The sequence below is a fragment of the Cryobacterium sp. Hz9 genome (assembly GCF_004402825.1).
Taxonomy (GTDB): Bacteria; Actinomycetota; Actinomycetes; order Actinomycetales; family Microbacteriaceae; genus Cryobacterium; species Cryobacterium gelidum.
The window spans coordinates 106955-125719 of the sequence record NZ_SOFC01000022.1; the positions used below are offsets into that span (position 1 = coordinate 106955).

The 18765-nt window shown below is 60.2% G+C and carries 28 protein-coding genes; 23 read left to right on the plus strand and 5 right to left on the minus strand.

What is annotated here, in order from left to right:
- Both E3N85_RS11520 and E3N85_RS11525 read right to left on the minus strand, forming a co-directional pair.
- Positions 1-681 (minus strand): hypothetical protein, encoded by a 681-nt coding sequence (locus tag E3N85_RS11520; protein ID WP_134463340.1) that lies wholly within the window; start codon positions 679-681, stop codon positions 1-3.
- A gap of 92 nt (positions 682-773) precedes the next feature.
- Entirely contained in the window at positions 774-1775 is a 1002-nt protein-coding gene (locus E3N85_RS11525) for a glycosyltransferase (protein ID WP_134463342.1), read from the minus strand.
- A gap of 248 nt (positions 1776-2023) precedes the next feature.
- On the opposite strand from E3N85_RS11525, the gene E3N85_RS11530 reads away from it, so the two are divergent.
- Both E3N85_RS11530 and E3N85_RS11535 read left to right on the plus strand, forming a co-directional pair.
- Positions 2024-3139 (plus strand): NAD(P)-dependent oxidoreductase, encoded by a 1116-nt coding sequence (locus tag E3N85_RS11530; RefSeq protein WP_134463344.1) that lies wholly within the window; start codon positions 2024-2026, stop codon positions 3137-3139.
- Between the two features lie 66 nt (positions 3140-3205).
- On the plus strand, positions 3206-3703 hold the full coding sequence (locus E3N85_RS11535; protein ID WP_134463346.1) for a VanZ family protein: 498 nt from the start codon (positions 3206-3208) through the stop codon (positions 3701-3703).
- A 207-nt stretch (positions 3704-3910) separates the two neighbouring features.
- Here the strand turns inward: E3N85_RS11535 and E3N85_RS11540 are convergent, their stop codons facing one another.
- From E3N85_RS11540 to E3N85_RS11545, 3 genes are all read right to left on the minus strand, one after another.
- Positions 3911-4255 carry a DDE-type integrase/transposase/recombinase gene (locus tag E3N85_RS11540; protein ID WP_134463348.1) on the minus strand — a complete coding sequence of 115 codons (345 nt, stop codon included), beginning with the start codon at positions 4253-4255 and terminating at the stop codon, positions 3911-3913.
- Positions 4256-4846: 591 nt separating this feature from the next.
- Entirely contained in the window at positions 4847-4987 is a 141-nt protein-coding gene (locus E3N85_RS16360; RefSeq protein WP_166783939.1) for a hypothetical protein, read from the minus strand.
- Between the two features lie 90 nt (positions 4988-5077).
- Positions 5078-6919, minus strand: a complete 1842-nt coding sequence (locus E3N85_RS11545) for a DUF4012 domain-containing protein (RefSeq protein ID WP_134463349.1) — start codon at positions 6917-6919, stop codon at positions 5078-5080.
- Between the two features lie 195 nt (positions 6920-7114).
- On the opposite strand from E3N85_RS11545, the gene E3N85_RS11550 reads away from it, so the two are divergent.
- From E3N85_RS11550 to rplO, 21 genes are all read left to right on the plus strand, one after another.
- Positions 7115-8581 (plus strand): sugar transferase, encoded by a 1467-nt coding sequence (locus tag E3N85_RS11550; RefSeq protein ID WP_241978463.1) that lies wholly within the window; start codon positions 7115-7117, stop codon positions 8579-8581.
- Positions 8582-9001: 420 nt separating this feature from the next.
- Positions 9002-9310 (plus strand): 30S ribosomal protein S10, encoded by a 309-nt coding sequence (gene rpsJ / locus E3N85_RS11555; protein WP_035834607.1) that lies wholly within the window; start codon positions 9002-9004, stop codon positions 9308-9310.
- 8 nt (positions 9311-9318) lie between these two features.
- On the plus strand, positions 9319-9978 hold the full coding sequence (gene rplC, locus E3N85_RS11560; RefSeq protein ID WP_092107229.1) for a 50S ribosomal protein L3: 660 nt from the start codon (positions 9319-9321) through the stop codon (positions 9976-9978).
- 5 nt (positions 9979-9983) lie between these two features.
- Entirely contained in the window at positions 9984-10634 is a 651-nt protein-coding gene (rplD, locus tag E3N85_RS11565) for a 50S ribosomal protein L4 (protein ID WP_104193398.1), read from the plus strand.
- Positions 10634-10936 carry a 50S ribosomal protein L23 gene (gene rplW / locus E3N85_RS11570; RefSeq protein WP_092107233.1) on the plus strand — a complete coding sequence of 101 codons (303 nt, stop codon included), beginning with the start codon at positions 10634-10636 and terminating at the stop codon, positions 10934-10936. The genes rplD and rplW overlap by 1 nt, the downstream gene beginning before the upstream one ends.
- Before the next feature lie 22 nt (positions 10937-10958).
- Positions 10959-11798: a 50S ribosomal protein L2 gene (gene rplB / locus E3N85_RS11575; protein ID WP_092339441.1), complete on the plus strand. Its 840-nt coding sequence runs from the start codon at positions 10959-10961 to the stop codon at positions 11796-11798.
- A 9-nt stretch (positions 11799-11807) separates the two neighbouring features.
- Entirely contained in the window at positions 11808-12089 is a 282-nt protein-coding gene (rpsS, locus tag E3N85_RS11580) for a 30S ribosomal protein S19 (RefSeq protein WP_104127852.1), read from the plus strand.
- A gap of 26 nt (positions 12090-12115) precedes the next feature.
- Entirely contained in the window at positions 12116-12481 is a 366-nt protein-coding gene (gene rplV, locus E3N85_RS11585; protein ID WP_035880249.1) for a 50S ribosomal protein L22, read from the plus strand.
- Complete coding sequence (gene rpsC / locus E3N85_RS11590; protein WP_104127853.1) at positions 12481-13251, plus strand: 30S ribosomal protein S3; 771 nt, start codon at positions 12481-12483, stop codon at positions 13249-13251. The genes rplV and rpsC overlap by 1 nt, the downstream gene beginning before the upstream one ends.
- Positions 13251-13670 carry a 50S ribosomal protein L16 gene (gene rplP / locus E3N85_RS11595; RefSeq protein WP_035880247.1) on the plus strand — a complete coding sequence of 140 codons (420 nt, stop codon included), beginning with the start codon at positions 13251-13253 and terminating at the stop codon, positions 13668-13670. Before rpsC ends, rplP begins: the two co-directional genes overlap by 1 nt.
- Complete coding sequence (gene rpmC, locus E3N85_RS17030) at positions 13670-14014, plus strand: 50S ribosomal protein L29 (RefSeq protein WP_104200462.1); 345 nt, start codon at positions 13670-13672, stop codon at positions 14012-14014. The genes rplP and rpmC overlap by 1 nt, the downstream gene beginning before the upstream one ends.
- Positions 14015-14016: 2 nt before the next feature.
- Positions 14017-14316 carry a 30S ribosomal protein S17 gene (gene rpsQ / locus E3N85_RS11605; RefSeq protein WP_035834619.1) on the plus strand — a complete coding sequence of 100 codons (300 nt, stop codon included), beginning with the start codon at positions 14017-14019 and terminating at the stop codon, positions 14314-14316.
- A 34-nt stretch (positions 14317-14350) separates the two neighbouring features.
- On the plus strand, positions 14351-14719 hold the full coding sequence (gene rplN, locus E3N85_RS11610; protein ID WP_035834620.1) for a 50S ribosomal protein L14: 369 nt from the start codon (positions 14351-14353) through the stop codon (positions 14717-14719).
- A gap of 2 nt (positions 14720-14721) precedes the next feature.
- Positions 14722-15081, plus strand: a complete 360-nt coding sequence (rplX, locus tag E3N85_RS11615; RefSeq protein WP_134463350.1) for a 50S ribosomal protein L24 — start codon at positions 14722-14724, stop codon at positions 15079-15081.
- Positions 15081-15674 carry a 50S ribosomal protein L5 gene (gene rplE / locus E3N85_RS11620; protein WP_134463351.1) on the plus strand — a complete coding sequence of 198 codons (594 nt, stop codon included), beginning with the start codon at positions 15081-15083 and terminating at the stop codon, positions 15672-15674. The genes rplX and rplE overlap by 1 nt, the downstream gene beginning before the upstream one ends.
- Positions 15675-15883: 209 nt before the next feature.
- A complete protein-coding gene (gene rpsH, locus E3N85_RS11625; RefSeq protein ID WP_092107248.1) occupies positions 15884-16282 on the plus strand; it encodes a 30S ribosomal protein S8 in 399 nt (132 codons plus the stop codon).
- A gap of 6 nt (positions 16283-16288) precedes the next feature.
- On the plus strand, positions 16289-16825 hold the full coding sequence (gene rplF, locus E3N85_RS11630) for a 50S ribosomal protein L6 (protein ID WP_134463352.1): 537 nt from the start codon (positions 16289-16291) through the stop codon (positions 16823-16825).
- A gap of 2 nt (positions 16826-16827) precedes the next feature.
- Positions 16828-17199 carry a 50S ribosomal protein L18 gene (gene rplR, locus E3N85_RS11635; RefSeq protein WP_092107252.1) on the plus strand — a complete coding sequence of 124 codons (372 nt, stop codon included), beginning with the start codon at positions 16828-16830 and terminating at the stop codon, positions 17197-17199.
- On the plus strand, positions 17196-17903 hold the full coding sequence (rpsE, locus tag E3N85_RS11640; protein WP_369827303.1) for a 30S ribosomal protein S5: 708 nt from the start codon (positions 17196-17198) through the stop codon (positions 17901-17903). Before rplR ends, rpsE begins: the two co-directional genes overlap by 4 nt.
- On the plus strand, positions 17903-18085 hold the full coding sequence (gene rpmD, locus E3N85_RS11645) for a 50S ribosomal protein L30 (protein WP_066597599.1): 183 nt from the start codon (positions 17903-17905) through the stop codon (positions 18083-18085). Before rpsE ends, rpmD begins: the two co-directional genes overlap by 1 nt.
- Positions 18085-18645, plus strand: coding sequence for a 50S ribosomal protein L15 (gene rplO / locus E3N85_RS11650; RefSeq protein ID WP_134463354.1), 561 nt, complete (start codon positions 18085-18087; stop codon positions 18643-18645). Before rpmD ends, rplO begins: the two co-directional genes overlap by 1 nt.
- The last annotated feature ends 120 nt before the right edge of the window (positions 18646-18765 follow it).

Consider the following 18765-nt stretch of genomic DNA (forward strand, 5'->3'; position numbering starts at 1 on the left):
TCATCGGATCGCACCGCGCGGCCGGGCGGGTACGGCACCGATCGTGCGGTTCATGTAGGCCCCTTCGGGAATAGCCTTCTTGAATCGCGCCGGGGCTCCGGCGTACAGACTGTGCGTCTGCTCAAGTCCCTTTATCACGACGGATCCCATGGCGACGACTGAGTAGTCCGGAACCGCGGAGCCCATCACGAGGTTGCAGCCACCCCCCACCATGGCGTACCTGCCCACGTGGATTGGGAACGTGTCTAAGACGTTATCCTCGATGTCGATCCCGTGGCTCATGAAGACGGAGCGCACGCCAGCCACGGTCGCGTACTCACCAATCGATACGCCTCCCGAGGCATCGACATAGTGCCTGCTGGTAAACGACGCGTGCGCGCCCAGAAGGAATTGGCCGGAGATCAGCGAGACCGATTCCTCAGCGAGGAAGGGAGCGGCGGAGATCCAATTCAATTGACCGATTTCGGCTTTTTCGCCGACCTCAACCCGGGTCACCTGTCGGAAGACATTGAATGGTCCGATGCGCGCACCATCTCCGACAATAAGTGTCGTGCGTCCCAAAAGCAGGATGGGGCCGATGGACGCGGACATGCAGACCCTGTGGCCAAGCCTGTTGAGTAAAAAGTTCTTCCCACGATTGCTCGGCAGGATCCCCACCACCGCCGATAATAAGTGTTTCATTCTGCCCCCTCCGTAATGCATACAAATACTTGTGAAAGCTTAGTACAGGCCGCAAACGACGGTTCAGCCCGCTCCGCGGGGGCAGATGGGCGTCATTTCCTGAATTCCCGCACCCAGTTTTCCACCGCGTGCTCCTCGAAACCGACAGGCGCCCCTACAACTTCGGGCATAGAATCGAGGATTTCGCGCAGGCGAGCGCTCGCATCAACTGCGTCGTAGTCATCAACCACGACAATCCGCCGGGGATCGAAGATTTCGGCCTGCCGGATTGCCGTATTGCCGGTGACGAGGATCGCGCCCGATGCCAGCACTTCAAAGGTACGCATCGTCAGGCCAGATTGAGCGCTTCGCTGCAGGTCTAGGACGGCCCGAGAATTTCGGAAAACATCCGCGACGGCGGACTTGTCCAACTTGTCGAACGACACGGTCGACACGGGGACGCCCGCGAAGCTGCGACTGACGAACTTGTTGAAGTAGAAGAACCATCGCGCAGGGACATAGAAAAAGCCGTACGTGTTCGTGAACGCTTTGAAGAGGCTGGTGACAAATCGGTAACGATCAGAGTGCATTGTGCCCACGAAGGTGAGATCCAACGGTCGCGGCTCTTGGTTGGGACGTGATTCGAACTGGGTTGAATAGAAAAGCGGCTTCAAGACGAGCCGCGGGTCGGAGGCGACGTCGGCCGGGTCAAAACTGAAGAGAGCGTCGAATTCATCGAAAAGCACCGTGCAGTTGGAACCCGCCGGGATGGCGTCGAAGGAGTAGTAGACAAAGTGCGCATCAGGGTTTCTTCGGCGCAGCTCCTGCAGGAAAGCGAGCGGCACGACCTCACCCTTGATCACCAGGACTAGGTCATAGGCACGCGGTGCCGTGGCCGCCAATATGCGTCTGTAATACGCCAGAACCAACTTTTGCGCTGTTCTACCTCCGACTCTGAAGAGGGCTTTGGCTGCCGACGAGTTGGTGGGACGCTCGTCAAAGAAATCAACCGTATAGCCGTTGCTGACGAGTGCTTTTTCAATGTCGTTTTCATAGCCGAAGAAGGATGGCGACAGGAAGAGCGCCCGAGGCGTGAATGTGGAGGTATCTGGCACTGTCTAGTGCTCCTTTCAGAAACGCCCGGCTGATACTGTTATGCCCCGATGGAGGAGGCGGCGCACAGCCGGTCGACAACTACCGTAGCGGGCGGATTCCGCTCTCGACTGGGCGTGCCGATAGTGTCTCAAGTAGACATGGGGGGCGTGCGTGTCGCGACGACACCGATTGAGGCCCCTCCTACGAGCTCGGATGCAAAGCGTTTTCGGCTCGTGGGCGAGCACAATGAACAGCAGAAGGCGACCAAATGACGCACGTTAAAACAGTATTGATCTCAGGTGGGGCAGGATTCATCGGCACAAGGCTCGCGAGGCGACTCGTGGGAGGCCACAGGGTCGTCCTGCTCGACAACCTCCACCCGCAGGTACACAAGAACGGTGCGTGGCCGACAGACAGCCCCGCCGAGGCCGAGCAGCGTTTCGGTGACGTAACAGAAGCGGACGCATGGAATTCGGCGATCGCCGATTACAGGCCAAACATCATCGTGCACTTGGCCGCCGAAACCGGCACAGGCCAGTCCCTCACCGAGTCTCACAGGCACGCCTCGGTCAATGTCACGGGAACTGCGCGCATGCTCGATGCGCTTTCCCATAGCGGGCACCGGCCAGAAGCCATCGTCTTGGCATCGTCGCGCGCTGTTTACGGTGAGGGCCAGTGGAAGACGGTGCAGGGGGATTTGTATTACGCGACGTCTCGCGGCGAGCAGCAGCTGGCAGAAGGTAAATGGGAACCCATCGGACCCGACGGGGAAGAGGGACAAGCCGTCGCCCACAGCGCCGCATCCGTCGAGCCACGGCCGACAAACGTTTACGCGGCTACCAAGCTGGCGCAGGAACACCTGCTTTCCTCCTGGTGCACTTCGATGAACGTGCCTCTGCGCATCCTGCGGCTGCAGAACGTTTATGGCGCCGGCCAGGCCCTCGAGAACAGCTATACGGGTGTTCTCACCTACTTTGCGCGCCAGGCGATGGCCGGCGAACCGATCAACGTATACGAAGGCGGCGATATCGTTCGCGACTTTGTGCATGTCGACGATGTCGTAAGTGCTCTTTCAGCCGCGCTCGCGCTCCCCGCAGAATACGGATTTGGCCTGGTCGACATCGGGTCGGGATCAGCGGGAACCCTGTTGGAATATGCCACCATTCTGGCCGAGGTAGCCGGAAGTCCCGCACCTGAGACGAGTGAGCGGTTCCGTCTTGGCGACGTCAGGGCCGCATTCGCCGATATTGCTCCCGCGCGGGCGTTGCTTGGGTATGAGCCCCAGGTGTCATTTCAAGACGGCGTTGTTGGACTGCTCGAGTGGGCCCGTCAGGGGGCGGGCGTTTCCGGAGACCCACTGCACGCACTCGTTCAGTCGGAGTAAACGACGATGGTGAGATCGTGAACGGGGAACGGGAGGCCCTATCGCACCGGTTGAAGGAGGACGCTCGTGATTTCCAGAGAACCGCCCAAGAGTAGAGCACGCGAATGGCTGGGAGTTCTGACATTGGCGGGCTACGCCACGATTGTGCTGTTGGCTACGTTGTGGCCGACACCTCTCGATCAGGGCTATGAAGCATCCATCGACAAGCTATTCTCCGTGCTCTACCGGAACGGGGTGCCCTTGTGGTTCGGGTATAACAAACTCGAGTTCACGGCGAATGTATTTATGTTCATCCCGCTCGGCTTCCTCGTCGCCCTGCTGCTGAGTGCGAGAATTTGGTGGTTGGCACTGATCATCTGCCCGGCCGCGTCGATCGCGATTGAATTGACGCAGTCACTGGTTCTGACCGCCCGGTTTGCCACTGTCATCGACGTCGTGTCCAACTCGATTGGAGCAATCATCGGTATTTTAATCGCCGTTATTCTCCGGGCCATCGTCGAAAAGCGCGATCAGAAAGTCATCGCCCGAGTGCTCTACCAGCGCGGGATTCCCGACTCGTGCTAATCAGACGCACTGGCGGAATTTGTCAGGGTGGTAGGGCCTGTGGGAGTTTAGGCGGCTAGTTCAAGCCGTTCAGGTTCGATGCGTTTGTCGGCTGGCGTGTTGAGTCCGATCCCGAAGTAACGGTGGCTGTAGCCGCGTCAAACGAGGCCATGAAAGTCTTCGCATGGGCGAGGCAACCAAAACGTTCGGGGGAACGTCGGCGCGAATTTAAGGGTCTCGAACCACGCCTCGATGTGGGGGACTATTGCTGCGCACCCGCGGCCGCGAGTTTGATTTGGTGATCTCCAGATCAGACAACAATCCCGCGACGGTCTTGGGCGTCATGGGCGTGCCGCGGTCGGCGTGAAAGACCTGCGTGACGCCGTGAATGCCGAAGATCTCCTTTATTATCTTCACCGCCAACTCGCGCGATTCCGCGTGAACATACGCGCCGATGATGTAACGGGAGTAAGTATCGATCATCACGTAAGCATCGAAGCATTTGCCCTTGACCGGACCCGTCAATTTTGTGATGTCCCAGCTGAAGACCTGGCTCGGCTCCGCTGCGATCAATTTGGGCGGATCACCCGCGCCGGGTGGCGCGCCGGATGGTGCCGATCCTTGACCTACTTCTTCTCGTTCAACACCCCATACATCGTTAAATTAGTGCACGAGTACGTCCCGACGTCGAGCAGCTGCGCGTAGATCTAAATCGGCGGCAGGTCCACGAACGACGTAGAATTGACGACCTTGAGAATCTGCCGGCGATCGCTGTCTTAGATCTTGTTCGCCGGAGTCGGACCCGGCCCAGGCATGGGAACGCGGCGTTTGCGGGTGGCTGTCGCCTGAGGGACCCCGACCAGGCGGCCGCGACGCGAGTCGAGACCCCTTGGCCGGCCCGTTCGCGGTAGGCGCTCATTACGGCAACGCGCACGGTGTTTCGTCCCGCGAGCTCTTCAAAAGATTTTCGAGTAGGTCGTGCATTTTTGACACGATCTCCAACAGCACCCCGTCGTCTCCAAGCGCCTCGGTCCTACTCAACTGGCGGCGCAGCCGGGCGATTTCAGCCACCGGCGTTAGTCGGCCGATCTTCTCGCCGGATTTCGTTTTGGCGAGAACACCCGCGTCACGAAGTTTTCGTCCCTCCGTGATCTGCGAGGAGCACTACCCCTGCGTGCTCAGATATACGCCGGCCTCGTTGTACTTGATGGCCAAGTCATACGCGGCCAGGTAGGCAAGCGTCTGCGCTGGCGTGAACGACCTTCTCGAGGTCGGACCACCAGCTCGGGGAACGGGACTACTCATATGACTATCGTCGCGCGCTGCGCTGATGCTCGCCCTCTAGGGTACTGGCCTTACCCAACCGTGACACGTAGGGTAGGACCCGTATCGAGACTAACCGCAATCGGCCGGCTCGAGTGTTTGAGCCGTTGCGTTGATCATGGGTGTACCCCGAAGTTCAACCGGTCCGTAGGTTCCGGGGGCGCCTGTGAAGGTGGCGGTGACTACGGTTGTTTCGCCGGGTGCCAGGTAAGCAGTGAATGACGCCACCGGCCGTCCTAGGTCGACCGCGCTCGCATTCACGACGGTGGCTTCACCAGCGCTGTCGACTCGGGCTTCCTTTAGAGTGGCGTCGACGGGGCCGTATACGAACACTTGGGTGCTAAAAAAGTCGGAGCCGAATTGTTGGCTCTTGATGTAATCCGGCAGCGCCCTGGCCTGATCCACGGTGAGGTTGGAGTGCAGAGTCACCGACGTTGTGAATGTCGGGTTCTCTGGGGAAGTGCAGACGTCCGTAGTCGTCCGATTTGAGGTTTCAAGGTAATAATCGATCTTCGATGCTGACGTGTCGCGATAGTAGGTGCCAATTACCGTCTCGGTGGCGTTGGTTTTAGGAAGCACCCCCTGCACTCGGGCACCGTCAAGAAGCGACTGCTCGTCGGCATCCGCGCTCCACATCAGGATGCTGCCCTGATCTACGCCGGCGGTAATGGCGCTAACCATGGCTTTGATGTCAAAGTCGCCAGCGGTGACCTTTGCCAGAATGGATGCGGCTGCATTTTGAAAGAAGGCGTCGACAATGGGGTACTGGTCGTAGTCCCCATATCGAAAGTAGATCTCGTTGACCAGCAGGCTGACGGCATTGTCGCTGGTGAGGACGTCGCCCGACGAAAGGGTTACTGGTCCGGTAGCTTTCAGGATTTCGGCCAGTGCCAAGGGGTCAACGGAGATAACCCCATCCGGGGCTTTGCCCTTGTCTCGCAGCCAAAAGGCGCTCATGATCTGCGCTGCGGTCGGAAAATCCGGGCGGCTTGTGGACGAGTTCGGGTAGCTGATAAGAAAGTCGCTATAGAGGTCGAGAGCGCTCTGATCAACTGTGACGTCAACCGCAACCCCGTCCTGGAGGTCGTTACTGCCGCCAGCCTGGGCCGCGATCGCAACTGCACCATTGTCTACCGAGAGCATGGTGTAAGAGGCAGCACTTCCTCCCAGAGCAGTGCTCTCAGCGTTGTTCTGAAAGGCGAGGAGGTAATTGCGTGGCGAGTCCCTGCCGAGTGCAGCACTTGCAACTTTCAGTACTTCACCAGCGGAATCTAATGGACCGCTCGCCTTGGAGAGCATGCCTTGTAGCTGGACTACGGCTGCCGTCACTGGGCCGAATGTCTTTGCTTGGTTGACTCCGTCGAGTTTCGCGCGGGAAGTTGTGATTATGGGTTTGGCCGCAGCAACGACTTTCTCGGCTTTAGTAAGTGGGCTCAGGTCAAACCCCCCGGTCTCTGGGTCGCGTTTAGCGAGATCGAAGCCTGTCACGACATCCACTGCGGGCGCAGCGACATCTTGCGCGATGGCGTCAATGCTCTCAGCAACAACTCGCACTGCCGCAAGGTTGTCACCAAGATAGGGGATGACCTCGGCGGCTCGCCAAATGGGGTCTTGAGCGTGGGTAACGGCGCTGGCAGAGTGCACTAGCAACTCATCGCTTGACTTCGCCAGGGCCTCGAGATTGAAATCCGAAGCCTCAGTCTGCATTTGTCCGACCAAACCCTGTGCGCTCTCGAGCTCGTTTTTCACCACGAGCGCACGCGTTGCAACCCAGGTGCCGGCACCCAAAATAAGAACCACGGCAACTCCGGCTCCGATCCACACCCGACGCTTTGTCGTTGAACGCTTGGCCTGTCGGTGCGCGTGGGCACGCATAGTGCGCGCAGAAGCGCGCCCGGAGTCTCTGGAAATCACAGCTCAACACTAGACGAGCGTTTCGGTGAAGTCGGCGGATGCCGACCGAGGCGGCGTCGACGGCCCATGAACGGGGGGCACTTTACGGGCGGGGCGACCACGAACCTGCCCGTTGTATGTGAAAAGATAAAGTAATCAAGCTCGGCTTCGAATTTCTACAGAGCCGACGGGCTGAAACTCCAGGGGGAACAACGCGTGGCAGTGACCGATCGGCGCACGGTAGGCGTAACCAGACGCAAGTCGTGGCAACGCGCTTTTGCGATGCGACTTTTCGCGACGGATATTATCGTCGTGATCTGCGCAGTGTTCGGGTCGCAGCTGCTGTGGTTCGGCTTCGCCCCGGTCAAGCTGGTTGCCGAGGGGGGGCTTGACCTTCGCACGAGCTACTTCACTCTTTCGGTAGTTCTCGTTGTCGCGTGGATGCTGATACTCGACGTTTTTGCAACGCGAGATCATAAGGTCATCGGCAGCGGCACCCTGGAATATAAGAGAGTCGCCGATGCGACTTTTCTGCTTTTCGGATTGTTCGCCATCTTCGCCTATCTGTTCAAGCTCGAAGTCGCTCGCGGATACTTTCTGACCGCGCTTCCGGTCGGGCTGGTGGTGCTCGCTCTTTCTCGGTGGAGTTGGCGCCAGTGGCTGCGCAAAAACCAGGCCGCGGGTGGCTACCTGTCGCGGGCGCTGCTGTTGGGGGAGCGTCAGAAGTCCACCCACGTCGCACAGACGATCATGCGCACCCCTGGATCGGGTCTGCTCCTTGTTGGTGCTCTCACCCAGCTCGAGACCGTTCACAATGGGCCCATCCATGGTGTTCCCATTCTCGGCGGCTACGACGACTTGCTGCGGGCGGTCGACGAAGCGCAGGCTGACACCGTGATTCTCACTGGAGCCGACAAGATCAACCCGGCAGTGATGCGTCGAATTGGCTGGCAACTTGACGCGCACGATATCGAACTCATCGTGGCACCGGCACTGACCGACATTGCCGGACCGAGAATCCACGCACGTCCAGTCGCCGGATTGCCCCTTATTCACGTGAGCTACCCGGCGTTTGAAGGCGCCAGACGTTGGACCAAGCGAAGCTTCGACGTTGTCACGTCGTCTTTGCTGATTCTGCTGAGCGCTCCGGTGCTCATCGGCGTCGCCATCGCGGTGAAGCGATCAAGCCCGGGCGACATCATCTACCGCCAGGTGCGGGTCGGCCGAACGGGCGAAGTGTTCGGCATGTTGAAGTTTCGGTCGATGGTGCAAGACGCCGACGACCAGCTGGAGAGTTTGCTCGATGCACAGGGCACGTCTGACACGCCTTTGTTCAAGGTCACGAACGATCCCCGCATCACGCCGGTGGGTCTGTTCATTCGTAAGTTCTCGCTGGACGAGCTTCCGCAGTTGTTCAACGTGCTTCGCGGCGAGATGAGCCTCGTCGGGCCCCGCCCGCAGCGCGCCGCCGAGGTGGCGTTGTACGACGACGCCGCCCACCGCCGCCTCATCATGAAGCCCGGAATGAGCGGCCTGTGGCAGGTGAGTGGGCGGTCCAACCTGAGCTGGGAAGACAGCATCCGTCTCGATTTGTACTACGTCGAGAACTGGTCGCTGACCGCGGACATCTTGATTCTGTGGCGTACGTTTCGGGCTGTGGCCCGACCTGAAGGCGCTGTCTAAGCACCGACACGCCGAGCGCGACACGCCCGGGTTGCACGAAGTGGCAACTGTGTGGCAGACTCTTCTAGTTCAACACTTTCGACGTGCGCTATGCGCCGTTGGAATCACTGCCAGGCAGTGCATAGTCGCGTCACGCTCTACGAAGAACACATTGTCGTAGAGCGCAGATTGCAGGCTAGGCCGCGGGGAGCAGAGCGCAGCATAAATCAACGATCTGGTCGACGTGGGTAAAACCGTGCCGTCCCCCGGGTTCTGCTTCTGGGAGTCGACGTTGACGATGAGCGTCGTTTACTCGTGCGTGATTCGAAATTGACATATGAACAGTGGTGCTAATGGCAGCAGTGCTACTACGGCGTCCAATGCAACCTCGGCAAATCCTGCCGTTGTCTGTAAGACGCCTCGACAGAGAGAGAGTTCGACATGGCGGGACAGAAGATCCGCATTCGACTTAAGTCGTATGACCACGAGGTCATCGACATTTCGGCGCGCAAGATCGTCGACACAGTGACCCGTGCGGGCGCTACAGTCGTCGGCCCGGTGCCGCTTCCGACCGAGAAGAACGTGGTGTGTGTCATCCGTTCTCCTCACAAGTACAAGGACAGCCGGGAGCACTTTGAAATGCGCACCCACAAGCGTCTGATCGACATCATTGACCCGACCCCGAAGGCTGTTGACTCGCTCATGCGCCTCGACCTTCCGGCCGACGTCAACATCGAGATCAAGCTCTAGGGCCCGCGATGTCATACTCCGATACCAAGACCACCAAGGGTCTCCTCGGCAAGAAGCTCGGCATGACCCAGGTGTGGGACGAGAACAACAAGCTTGTTCCCGTTACCGTCATCGAGATCGCGCCGAACGTTGTCACGCAGATTCGCACCAAGGCCGTCGACGGCTACAACGGCGTTCAGATCGCCGCTGGTCCCATCGACCCGCGCAAGGTCAACAAGCCCCTTGCCGGTCACTTCGACAAGGCCGGCGTCACGCCGCGTCGCCACATCACCGAGCTCCGCACCGCGGATGCCGCTGACTACAACCTGGGCCAGGAGCTCACCGTTGACGGTGTCTTCGCTGCCGGCACCAAGGTTGATGTCATGGGCACCAGCAAGGGTAAGGGTTTCGCCGGTGTTATGAAGCGTCACAACTTCAAGGGTGTCTCCTCTTCTCACGGTTCGCACCGCAACCACCGCAAGCCCGGTTCCATCGGTGCTTCCTCGACCCCGAGCCGTGTCTTCAAGGGCATGCGCATGGCCGGTCGTATGGGTGGCGAGCGCGTAACCGTGCTGAACCTCAAGGTGCACGCTATTGACGCCGACAAGGGCCTCATGCTCGTCAAGGGTGCCGTTCCCGGCGCTCGTGGCCGCCTCGTATTCGTTCGCAACGCAGTGAAGGGAGCCTAGTCACCATGGCTACAGCACTCGACATCATTGACGCCAAGGGCAAGAAGGCAGGCTCTGCTGAGCTTCCCGACGAGCTCTTCGACGTTCCCGCCAACATTCCTCTCATCCACCAGGTCGTTGTCGCGCAGCTCGCTGCCGCACGCCAGGGAACGAGCAAGGTCAAGCGCCGTGGAGAAGTTTCCGGTGCCGGCCGTAAGCCGTTCAAGCAGAAAGGAACCGGTCGCGCTCGTCAGGGCTCGATCCGCGCTCCTCAGATGACCGGTGGTGGAATCGTCCACGGACCGACCCCGCGCAGCTACGACCAGCGCACCCCGAAAAAGATGATCGCCGCAGCCCTCAAGGGTGCACTGAGCGACCGCGCCCGCGGTGGCCGCCTGCACATCGTCGAGGCACTGTTCACGGCGGAGACCCCCAACACCAAGGTTGCCCTGGAGCTGCTCACGCAGATCGCCACGAGCAAGCACGTGCTGGTTGTTCTCGAGCGCACCGACGAGACCACGTTGCGAAGCATTCGCAACCTCCCGACGGTGCACATCCTCTCGTGGGATCAGCTCAACGCTTATGACGTGCTCGTCAGCGACGACATTGTCTTCACCACCGGCGCGTTCAACGCGTTCGTGGAGAGCAAGACCAAGAAGGAAGAGGTGGCCGCATAATGACTATCGCGACCAACAAGGACCCCCGCGACATCATCATCTCTCCGGTTGTCTCTGAGAAGAGCTACGGCCTGATTGACGAGGGTAAGTACACCTTCATCGTTGACCCCCGCTCGAACAAGACGGAGATCAAGCTCGCGATCGAAAAGATCTTCAAGGTGCAGGTCGCTTCGATCAACACCCTGAACCGCGTGGGCAAGACTCGCCGCACCAAGTTCGGCATGGGCAAGCGCAAGGACACCAAGCGTGCCATTGTCACGCTCAAGTCTGGCTCCATCGACATCTTCACGGCCGTCGGCTAAGCGACAGGCAGAGGGATAACTAATGGCTATTCGTAAGTACAAGCCCACGACCCCGGGTCGACGCGGTTCATCCGTTGCCGACTTCGCGGAAATCACGCGTTCCACCCCGGAGAAGTCGCTTCTGCGTCCGCTCTCCAAGACCGGTGGACGTAACAACCAGGGCCGCATCACGACCCGTCACATCGGTGGTGGCCACAAGCGCCAGTACCGCGTGATCGACTTCAAGCGCAACGACAAGGACGGCGTCAACGCCCGCGTCGCTGAAATTGAATACGACCCGAACCGCACGGCGCGCATCGCGCTCCTGCACTTCATCGACGGCACGAAGCGTTACATCATCGCGCCGAACAAGCTCAGCCAGGGCGACATCATCGAGTCGGGAGCCGGGGCTGACATCAAGCCCGGCAACAACCTGCCGTTGAAGAACATCCCCACCGGTACCATCATTCACGCGATCGAGCTGCGTCCGGGTGGTGGCGCCAAGATGGCCCGCTCCGCCGGTTCGTCGGTTCGTCTCGTCGCGAAGGAGGGCGTCTACGCCCAGCTTCGTCTGCCGTCTGGTGAAATCCGCAACGTGGATGCTCGCTGCCGCGCGACGATCGGCGAGGTCGGCAACGCCGAGCAGTCGAACATCAACTGGGGCAAGGCCGGACGTATGCGCTGGAAAGGCGTTCGCCCGACCGTTCGTGGTGTTGCCATGAACCCGGTTGATCACCCGCACGGTGGTGGTGAGGGTAAGACGTCCGGTGGACGCCACCCCGTCAGCCCCTGGGGCCAGAAGGAAGGGCGCACCCGCCACCCGAATAAGGAAAGCGACAAGCTCATTGTTCGTCGCCGCACCGTCGGCAAGAAGCGTAAGTAGGAGTAGACGATGCCAAGAAGTCTTAAGAAAGGCCCTTTCGTTGACGACCACCTGCTTCGCAAGGTGTTCACGGCGAACGAAGCCAAGAGCAAGAACGTAATCAAGACCTGGTCGCGCCGCTCGATGATTATCCCCGACATGCTCGGACACACCATCGCAGTGCACGACGGACGCAAGCACATCCCGGTGTTCGTCACCGAGAGCATGGTCGGCCACAAGCTCGGCGAGTTTGCGCCCACCCGCACCTTCCGTGGACACGTGAAGGACGACAAGAAGGGCCGTCGCCGCTAACGCGGTGACGTGAAGGAGGAGAAGAAATGGTGGAGTCGATCGCACGCGTGCGTCACATCCGCGTTACCCCCCAGAAGGCTCGTCGCGTTGTCAACATGATCCGCGGCAAGCAGGCGCACGAAGCGCTGGGAATTCTGAAGTTCGCGCCGCAGGGCGCGAGCGATCCGGTATACAAGCTGGTGGCCTCGGCCATCGCCAACGCCCGGGTCAAAGCAGATGCAGCCAACACGTATCTGGACGAGCAGGACCTGTTCATCAGCCGGGCATTCGTTGACGAGGGTACGACCCTCAAGCGTTTCCAGGCTCGTGCCCAGGGTCGCGCATTCGAAATCAAGAAGCGCACCAGCCACATCACGGTTGTGCTCACCACTCCTGAGGAGGGTACGAAGTAATGGGTCAGAAAGTAAATCCCTATGGCTTCCGTCTGGGAATCACCACCGATCACGTATCGCGTTGGTTCTCCGACTCGACCAAGCCGGGTCAGCGTTACGCTGACTTTGTTGCAGAAGACGTCAAGATCCGTCGCCTGCTGAGCACCAGCCTCGACCGTGCTGGCGTCAGCCGCATCGAGATCGAGCGCACTCGTGACCGTGTTCGCGTTGACATTCACACTGCCCGTCCGGGCATTGTGATTGGTCGCCGCGGCGCGGAGGCCGAGCGCATCCGCTCTGACCTGGAAAAGCTCACCGCCAAGCAGATTCAGCTGAACATCCTCGAGGTCAAGAACCCCGAGCAGGATGCCCAGCTCGTCGCGCAGGGTATCGCCGAGCAGCTTTCCGCACGTGTGGCATTTCGCCGCGCGATGCGTAAGGGCCTGCAGGGTGCACAGCGCGCCGGCGCCAAGGGTGTTCGCATCCAGGTGTCCGGTCGTCTGGGTGGCGCCGAGATGAGCCGCAGCGAGTTCTACCGCGAAGGTCGTGTGCCCCTGCACACCCTGCGCGCGAACATCGACTACGGCTTCTACGAAGCCAAGACCACCTTCGGCCGCATCGGCGTGAAGGTCTGGATCTACAAGGGCGACATCACCAACAAGGAACTCGCTCGCGAGCAGGCCAACGCTAAGTCGTCCCGCCCCGAGCGTCGTGACGATCGACCGCGTCGTGCACCTCGTGCAGATGCGCCGGCAGCGGCTCCCGTCGCAGCGGTCGCGGAGGCTAAATAATGTTGATTCCACGTAGAGTCAAGCACCGTAAGCAGCACCACCCGGGTCGCACCGGCCACGCTACCGGTGGCACCACGGTGTCCTTCGGTGAGTACGGCATTCAGGCGTTGACCCCCGCATATGTGACCAACCGTCAGATCGAGTCCGCTCGTATTGCCATGACGCGTCACATCAAGCGTGGCGGAAAGGTGTGGATCAACATCTACCCCGACCGTCCGCTGACCAAGAAGCCGGCCGAAACCCGCATGGGTTCCGGTAAGGGATCGGTCGAGTGGTGGGTTGCCAACGTCAAGCCGGGTCGCGTTCTGTTCGAGCTCAGCGGTGTCACCGACGCCGTTGCGAAAGAGGCGCTGACCCGCGCAATTCATAAGCTGCCCCTCAAGGCACGCATCATCAAGCGCGAGGAGGGCGACGCATAATGGCGATCGGCACCAAGGAGCTCGCCCCAGTCGAGCTCGATACTTTTGACAATGAAAAGCTGTTCGAAGAGCTGAAGAAGGCCAAGGAAGAGCTGTTCAACCTGCGCTTCCAGTCGGCTACCGGTCAGCTTGAGAGCCACGGCCGCCTCCGCGCGGTCAAGCGCGATATCGCTCGCATCTACACGGTTCTCCGTGAGCGCGAGCTGGGCATTCGTGCCACGCCCATCGCAGCCCCGGCTCCGGCCAAGGCTGAGAAGGCTGAAAAGAAGACCAAGAAGGCCAAGGCAGCAGTGGAGTCCACCGACGACGCTGCAGCCGAGGCCGTCGAGACGAAGGAGGCCTAGTCATGGCGAAGACTGACGAAACGGTCGTCGCAGGCGAAGCCACCGAGCTCGTACGCGGTTACCGCAAGACGCTGCGTGGTTACGTGACCAGCGACAAGATGAATAAAACCATCATTGTCGTGGTCGAAGACCGCGTGAAGCACCCGTTGTACGGCAAGGTCATCCGCCGTACATCCAAGCTGAAGGCGCACGACGAGGCGAATTCCGCCGGCATCGGCGACCTGGTCCTGATCAGTGAGACCCGTCCGCTTAGCGCCTCCAAGCGCTGGCGCCTGGTCGAGATTCTTGAGAAGGCCAAGTAAGCCTCGCGCTTACTTGACGTAAAGGAGTTATAAAGTGCTTCAGCAAGAATCACGAGTTAAGGTTGCCGACAACACCGGTGCCAAGGAACTCTTGACCATCCGCGTTCTCGGTGGCTCCGGCCGTCGTTACGCCGGCCTGGGCGACGTCATCGTCGCCACGGTCAAGGATGCAATCCCGGGCGGCAACGTCAAGAAGGGTGACATCGTCAAAGCTGTCATCGTTCGCACCAAGAAGGAGACTCGTCGTCCAGACGGCTCCTACATCAAGTTCGATGAGAACGCTGCAGTGATCTTGAAGGCAGACGGTGACCCCCGCGGCACCCGAATCTTCGGACCGGTCGGTCGCGAGCTTCGCGACAAGAAGTTCATGAAGATCATCTCGCTGGCACCGGAGGTTATTTAATCATGGCCAGAATCAAAAAGGGTGACCTCGTTCAGGTCATCAGCGGCCGCAGCCAGGCTCGCGGCGGAGACCGTGGCAAGCAGGGCAAGATCATCTCCGTCGACGTCGAGAAGAACCGTGTCCTCGTTGAGGGCATCAACTTCGTGACCAAGCACGTTCGCGTCGGCCAGACCCAGCGCGGCACCAAGACGGGCGGCATCGAGACCTTCGAAGCCCCCATCCACGTGTCCAACGTTGCAATCGTCGACCCGGAGTCCAAGAAGCCGACTCGCGTCGGCTTCCGCCAGGAAGAGGTAACGAAGGACGGCGTCACCAAGACGGTCCGCATTCGTTACGCCAAGAAGTCAGGGAAGGACCTCTAATGACTGACACCATTACGGGCACCGAGCCCGTCAAGGCCCTGCCGCGTCTGAAGCAGAAGTACCGCGATGAGATCAGTGCCAAGCTCTCCGAGGAACTCGGCTTCACCAACGTGCACCGCATCCCTACCCTGACGAAGATCGTCGTCAACATGGGTGTCGGAGAAGCAGCACGCGACGGCAAGGTGATGGACGGTGCGGTTTCCGACCTCACCAAGATCACCGGCCAGAAGCCGCAGGTCACCAAGGCCCGCAAGTCCATCGCGCAGTTCAAACTGCGTGAGGGACAGCCCATCGGCGCCCACGTCACTCTTCGTGGCGACCGCATGTGGGAATTCCTCGACCGGCTGCTCAGCCTGGCCCTTCCTCGTATCCGTGACTTCCGCGGTCTGTCCGACAAGCAGTTCGACGGTGCGGGCAACTACACCTTCGGTCTGACCGAGCAGGTCATGTTCCACGAGATCGACCAGGACCGCATCGACCGCGTTCGCGGTATGGACATCACGGTTGTCACGACCGCGAAGACCAACGACGAGGGTCGCGCGCTGCTCAAGGCGCTCGGCTTCCCGTTCAAGTCGGACGACGCACAGAAGTAGTCCAACTACGCAGGAACATTTTCAACTAGAGTTGGGAGCTTGCGCCACGCAGGCTCCCAACTCGGGTTGGCAACGCACGCTGAGTACGTAAGCATCGGGCGCACATAGATTTTCACCCCGGAAGTCGATCAACCGATCGGTTTCCTCACCACCACAGGTCGTCATTCGTGTAACGGATGGGCGAAACCAGGCGAGAAAGGCACCACAAAATGACAATGACAGATCCGGTCGCAGACATGCTGACCAGACTGCGCAACGCGAACTCGGCGTACCACGACACCGTCTCCATGCCGCATAGCAAATTGAAAGCGCACATCGCTGACATCCTCAAGGCTCAGGGTTACATCTCTGCCTGGACCGTCAAGGATGCAACAGTAGGCAAGACCCTCACGCTGGACCTCAAGTTCGGTCCGAACCGTGAGCGTTCCATCGTAGGCATCAAGCGGGTTTCCAAGCCCGGCCTCCGCGTGTACGCAAAGTCGACTGAGATCCCCACGGTTCTCGGCGGCCTCGGCGTTGCCATCCTGTCCACCTCCAGCGGTCTGCTCACCGACCGCCAGGCTGAGAAGAAGGGCGTAGGCGGAGAAGTTCTCGCCTACGTGTGGTAACCGAAAATGTCACGTATTGGAAGACTCCCCATCCCGATCCCCGCTGGGGTCACGGTTGTGGCTGACGGCCAGGCCGTCTCCGTCAAGGGCCCGAAGGGCGAGCTCGCGCTCGTCGTTTCCAACCCCATCTCGGTGTCGATCGAGGACGGTCACGTTCTCGTATCCCGTCCGAACGACGAGCGCCAGTCGCGTTCGCTGCACGGTCTGACCCGCACCCTGATCAACAACCAGATCATCGGCGTAACCGTTGGTTACTCCAAGGGTCTCGAAATCGTCGGTACCGGTTACCGCGCGGCGCAGAAGGGCACCTCCGTTGAGTTCGCCCTCGGCTTCTCGCACCCGGTCGTCGTCGAGCCGCCTGTCGGAATCGTTTTGACCGTCGAGAGCGTCAACAAGCTCACGGTCAGCGGAATCGACAAGCAGGCCGTCGGCGAGGTTGCCGCCAACATCCGTAAGATTCGCAAGCCAGAGCCCTACAAGGGCAAGGGTGTGCGTTACGCCGGCGAGATTGTTCGCCGCAAGGCCGGAAAGAGCGGTAAGTAACCATGGGACTCGGAACTAGAGGCAAGAGCAAGGCCGCAGCCCGCGGACGTCGACACACCCGTCTTCGCAAGAAGATCGAGGGAACGGCGCTTCGCCCGCGCCTTGTCGTCACACGCTCGGCTCGCCACGTATTCGTGCAGGTCGTCGACGACAGCAAGGGTTTCACCCTTGCGTCGGCATCCACGCTCGAAACGGACTTGCGCACCTTCGATGGTGACAAGACCGCCAAGGCCCGCAAGGTCGGTGAGCTTGTTGCTGAGCGTGCGAAAGCCGCCGGCATCGAAGCCGTTGTATTTGACCGTGGTGGCAGCAAGTACGCAGGACGCGTCGCAGCCATCGCCGAGGGAGCTCGAGAGGGTGGATTGAACCTGTGAGCACTGAAAAGATCGAAACCACAGCACCTGTTGCTGCCGTTGCCGAGGCGCCGGTTGAAACCGCCGCCTCCACGACCCCGCCGCAGAACGAGCCCCGCGAGGCTCGTCGTGGTGGCCGTGAGCGCAACCCGAACAAGGATCGCGGAAGCCGTGATGCCGACAAGAGCCAGTTCCTGGAGCGCGTCGTCACCATCAACCGCGTGTCGAAGGTCGTCAAGGGTGGTCGTCGCTTCAGCTTCACCGCTCTCGTCGTCGTCGGCGACGGTAACGGCCTGGTCGGCGTTGGATACGGTAAGGCCCGCGAGGTCCCGACCGCTATCTCCAAGGGCGTCGAAGAGGCGAAGAAGAACTTCTTCCGCGTTCCTCGCGTCGGCCTGACCATCCCGCACCCCGTGCAGGGTGAGGCCGCAGCCGGCGTCGTTCTGCTTCGTCCGGCAGCAGCAGGTACCGGCGTTATCGCCGGTGGCCCGGTGCGCGCCGTACTCGAATGCGCTGGCATCCACGACGTGCTGAGCAAGTCGCTCGGTTCGTCGAACACCATCAACATCGTGCACGCCACGGTCGAGGCCCTGCACCAGCTCGAAGAGCCGCGTGCGGTTGCGGCTCGCCGCGGCCTTGCCTATGAAGACGTGGCTCCAGCCCGTTTTCTTCGTGCCGACGCTGCTGCTGCCGCAGCAGCTGCAACCGCGAAGGCAGGTGCCTGATGGCCCAGCTGAAGATCACACAGATCAAGTCCAAAATTAGTGAGAAGCAGAACCAGCGCGACACTCTTCGCAGCCTGGGTCTGCGACGCATTGGCGCCGTCACGATCCGCGAGGACAACTCGCAGAACCGTGGCTACGTCAACACCGTCGCTCACCTCGTAAAGGTCGAGGAGATTGACTAATGGCTGACGAGAAGGAAGCTACCCAGGTAGCCGACAAGCCCGCCACGAAGAAGGCTGCTGCCCCCAAGAAGGCCGCAGCACCGAAGAAGGCCGCTGTTGCAGCCGAGTCGTCGGAGCCCCGCGAGCACGTGCTGAAGGTACACCACCTTCGCCCGGCCCCCGGAGCGAAGAAGGCCCGCCAGCGCGTTGGCCGTGGTGAAGGATCCAAGGGTAAGACCGCGGGTCGAGGCACCAAGGGAACGAAGGCGCGTTACACCGTGCGCGTCGGCTTCGAGGGTGGGCAGATGCCGTTGCACATGCGCACCCCGAAACTGCGTGGATTCAAGAACCCGTTCCGCGTCGAGTACCAGGTTGTCAACCTGGAAAAGCTCGAAGTGCTCTACCCGGACGGCGGCGATGTCACCATCGCCAGCCTGATCGCCAAGGGTGCGGTTCGTGACAACGAAAAAGTCAAGGTTCTTGGAACCGGTGACATTACCGTTAAGCTGAACGTGACGGTCGACAAGGTCTCTGCGTCAGCTGCGCAGAAAATTGTCGCCGCGGGTGGATCTGTAAAGTAAGTCCGTAGACGCTCAATCGAGCTTGTCGAATCCGTCAATCGAGTAAATCGTTTGGTGTGATTCGACAAGCTCGATCGTTTTAAGTAGACCTACACGGGTCGATCTGCGTAAAAATCTGGA

What these genes read in the sequence shown, in the direction of transcription:
- E3N85_RS11520 (WP_134463340.1), bottom strand. Translation starts at nt 681, where the DNA reads ATGAAACACTTATTATCGGCGGTGGTGGGGATCCTGCCGAGCAATCGT.
- E3N85_RS11530 (WP_134463344.1), top strand. Translation starts at nt 2,024, where the DNA reads ATGACGCACGTTAAAACAGTATTGATCTCAGGTGGGGCAGGATTCATC.
- E3N85_RS16360 (WP_166783939.1), bottom strand. Translation starts at nt 4,987, where the DNA reads ATGAGTAGTCCCGTTCCCCGAGCTGGTGGTCCGACCTCGAGAAGGTCG.
- rpsJ (WP_035834607.1), top strand. Translation starts at nt 9,002, where the DNA reads ATGGCGGGACAGAAGATCCGCATTCGACTTAAGTCGTATGACCACGAG.
- rplC (WP_092107229.1), top strand. Translation starts at nt 9,319, where the DNA reads ATGTCATACTCCGATACCAAGACCACCAAGGGTCTCCTCGGCAAGAAG.
- rplD (WP_104193398.1), top strand. Translation starts at nt 9,984, where the DNA reads ATGGCTACAGCACTCGACATCATTGACGCCAAGGGCAAGAAGGCAGGC.
- rplW (WP_092107233.1), top strand. Translation starts at nt 10,634, where the DNA reads ATGACTATCGCGACCAACAAGGACCCCCGCGACATCATCATCTCTCCG.
- rplB (WP_092339441.1), top strand. Translation starts at nt 10,959, where the DNA reads ATGGCTATTCGTAAGTACAAGCCCACGACCCCGGGTCGACGCGGTTCA.
- rpsS (WP_104127852.1), top strand. Translation starts at nt 11,808, where the DNA reads ATGCCAAGAAGTCTTAAGAAAGGCCCTTTCGTTGACGACCACCTGCTT.
- rplV (WP_035880249.1), top strand. Translation starts at nt 12,116, where the DNA reads ATGGTGGAGTCGATCGCACGCGTGCGTCACATCCGCGTTACCCCCCAG.
- rpsC (WP_104127853.1), top strand. Translation starts at nt 12,481, where the DNA reads ATGGGTCAGAAAGTAAATCCCTATGGCTTCCGTCTGGGAATCACCACC.
- rplP (WP_035880247.1), top strand. Translation starts at nt 13,251, where the DNA reads ATGTTGATTCCACGTAGAGTCAAGCACCGTAAGCAGCACCACCCGGGT.
- rpmC (WP_104200462.1), top strand. Translation starts at nt 13,670, where the DNA reads ATGGCGATCGGCACCAAGGAGCTCGCCCCAGTCGAGCTCGATACTTTT.
- rpsQ (WP_035834619.1), top strand. Translation starts at nt 14,017, where the DNA reads ATGGCGAAGACTGACGAAACGGTCGTCGCAGGCGAAGCCACCGAGCTC.
- rplX (WP_134463350.1), top strand. Translation starts at nt 14,722, where the DNA reads ATGGCCAGAATCAAAAAGGGTGACCTCGTTCAGGTCATCAGCGGCCGC.
- rplE (WP_134463351.1), top strand. Translation starts at nt 15,081, where the DNA reads ATGACTGACACCATTACGGGCACCGAGCCCGTCAAGGCCCTGCCGCGT.
- rpsH (WP_092107248.1), top strand. Translation starts at nt 15,884, where the DNA reads ATGACAATGACAGATCCGGTCGCAGACATGCTGACCAGACTGCGCAAC.
- rplF (WP_134463352.1), top strand. Translation starts at nt 16,289, where the DNA reads ATGTCACGTATTGGAAGACTCCCCATCCCGATCCCCGCTGGGGTCACG.
- rplR (WP_092107252.1), top strand. Translation starts at nt 16,828, where the DNA reads ATGGGACTCGGAACTAGAGGCAAGAGCAAGGCCGCAGCCCGCGGACGT.
- rpmD (WP_066597599.1), top strand. Translation starts at nt 17,903, where the DNA reads ATGGCCCAGCTGAAGATCACACAGATCAAGTCCAAAATTAGTGAGAAG.
- rplO (WP_134463354.1), top strand. Translation starts at nt 18,085, where the DNA reads ATGGCTGACGAGAAGGAAGCTACCCAGGTAGCCGACAAGCCCGCCACG.